Below are 570 nucleotides of genomic sequence, written 5' to 3'. Positions count from 1 at the left end.
ACCAGTGCCGTGTCGGGTGCCGCCGTGGTTTGGGAGGAGGGATCGGCCACCGGCTCACCGGCGGGGACGTCCTGCGTTGCGGCGAGTTCGTTCAGCCGTTGACACAGACGTTCGCACAGGCCCCGACTGTTGACGAAGAGGATGGTCGAGCGATGCGCACGGATCTCACTGAGCAGGGCCGGATGGAGCGCCGACCACATCCCCTTGTCCGCGGGTGGTCGGGGCAGGGTGCGCTGATAGAGCTCACCCAGGATCGAACCGCCTTGCGCCCCGGCGTCAGTGGGCGGCTCGGGTGGCCGTTCCATATCGGGTACGGGGACCCGCACCTGAATGTCGAGCCGCGGTGGCGCGGCGGCATCCACGATTTCCACGGGGCGGACACCACCGAGATAGAGTGCCGCTTCGGATAGTGGGCGCACGGTCGCTGAGAGTCCGATGCGTTGTGGATCCTGCTCGCAGCGCGCGGTCAGGCGCTCGAGCGATAAGGCTAAGTGCGCGCCGCGTTTGGTCGCGGCGAGTGAGTGGATCTCATCGATGATGAGGGTCCGCACCCGCGCAAGATGGGTCGCG

At 67.4% G+C, this 570-nt stretch carries 1 protein-coding gene; it reads right to left on the bottom strand.

Annotated features, from left to right (window positions below):
- The coding region (locus CKO15_RS13860) for a DEAD/DEAH box helicase (RefSeq protein ID WP_200197428.1) at positions 1-570 on the bottom strand (570 nt) is incomplete at both ends.

The organism is Halorhodospira abdelmalekii, assembly GCF_016583625.1.
GTDB classification, from domain to species: Bacteria; Pseudomonadota; Gammaproteobacteria; order Nitrococcales; family Halorhodospiraceae; genus Halorhodospira; species Halorhodospira abdelmalekii.
This window is presented reverse-complemented; position numbering and strand designations above follow the sequence as displayed.